This window comes from Halomonas sp. BC2 (assembly GCF_002078115.1).
Taxonomy (GTDB): domain Bacteria; phylum Pseudomonadota; class Gammaproteobacteria; order Pseudomonadales; family Halomonadaceae; genus Vreelandella; species Vreelandella stevensii.
Window position 1 is genome coordinate 1 of the sequence record NZ_LFGT01000009.1, and the last position, 1,267, is coordinate 1,267.

The window sequence follows — 1,267 nt, forward strand, 5'->3', positions numbered from 1 at the left end:
GCCGTTGGGGTGCTGGTGGGCTACTTCCACGTAGCTGGAGCCCAGTATGTGCCCTGCCCGCTTGAGCTTCACTCGGGTGGTGATGCCGCCTGCTTCGGTTTTTTCAAACACAGTGTGCCATTTACCGTAGGGCACGCTGATGATCTGGCTTTCCAACTGCTGCTGGAAACGTTCGATGAGCTGGGCGTTGCGGGTGAAGCCGATTTTTAGCGCGTCTTCAATCACCAGGGGTAATAGCTTGGCCGAGGGGATGGAGCAGATGATTGGCCCTTTGAACCCGGCAGCCAGTAGGTAAGGCAAGCGGCCTACGTGGTCAATGTGTACGTGGGTGATGACCAGCGCTTTGACGGTGCTGATGTCGAATTCGATTTGTAGCTGTTGGAAAGCATCTTCTTTTGCGTCTTCGCCTTGGAATAGCCCGCAGTCGATCAGCAGTGAGTGATCGCTATCGAGGATGAGCTGGTGGCAACTTCCGGTGACGCCTGTGGCACCGCCGTGGTGTGTAATATTGAGCATTGAATTCCTTTTCGTGCTTTCTCTTACCGGTATGGCATTTTGGCGTTTGGTGGCGTGATCGGGGCGGCTAGCGCCGCCCTTCGCGGGTGCCTCTTTCGCTCGTTGCTCTCGCTCTTTCGTTACGCCGCGCTACGGGGTTCTTGCCACGCTTCTAAGTATGCTACGTATTCGTAGCGCGGTGTAAGCGGAGCGCACCCGCGAAGCACCCCGTTAGGGGTGCCGAATATGCCACTGGGGTTTGCTCAATTACCGTGGCTCGATCAGGGCGGCTGGCGCCGCCCTTCGCGGGTGCCTCTTTCGCTCGTTGCCTCGCTCTTTCGTTACGCCGCGCTACGGGGTGGCTCGCTTGACCATTACGTTGTGCATCGGGGTTGCACGCTTTCGAGGTTGGCGGTGTTCGTAGCGCGGTGTAAGCGGAGCGCACCCGCGAAGCACCCCGTGAGGGGTGCCGATGAGGCCAGTGAGCTTTGCTCGATCACTGTGGCTTGATCGGGGCGGCTGGCGCCGCCAACGCGGGTGCCTCTTTCGCTCGTGACCTCACTCTTTCGTTATGCCGCGAAACGGGGTTGGTGCCCATGCGTATCGTTGGCAGCGCCCCGTAGCGCGGTGTAAGCGGAGCGCACCCGCGAAGCACCCCGTTAGGGGTGCCGATGAAGCCAGTGAGGTTTGCTCAATCACCGTGGCTTGATCGGGGCGGCTGGCGCCGCCAACGCGGGTGCCTCTTTCGCTCGTGACCTCACTCTTTCGTTAT

The 1,267-nt window shown here is 59.7% G+C and carries 1 protein-coding gene; it reads right to left on the reverse strand.

What is annotated here, in order from left to right; genetic code table 11:
• Positions 1-516 (reverse strand): MBL fold metallo-hydrolase (locus B7L71_RS06500; RefSeq protein WP_139790059.1); only part of this gene is annotated, 516 nt, incomplete at its 3' end.
• Between the last annotated feature and the right edge of the window lie 751 nt (positions 517-1,267).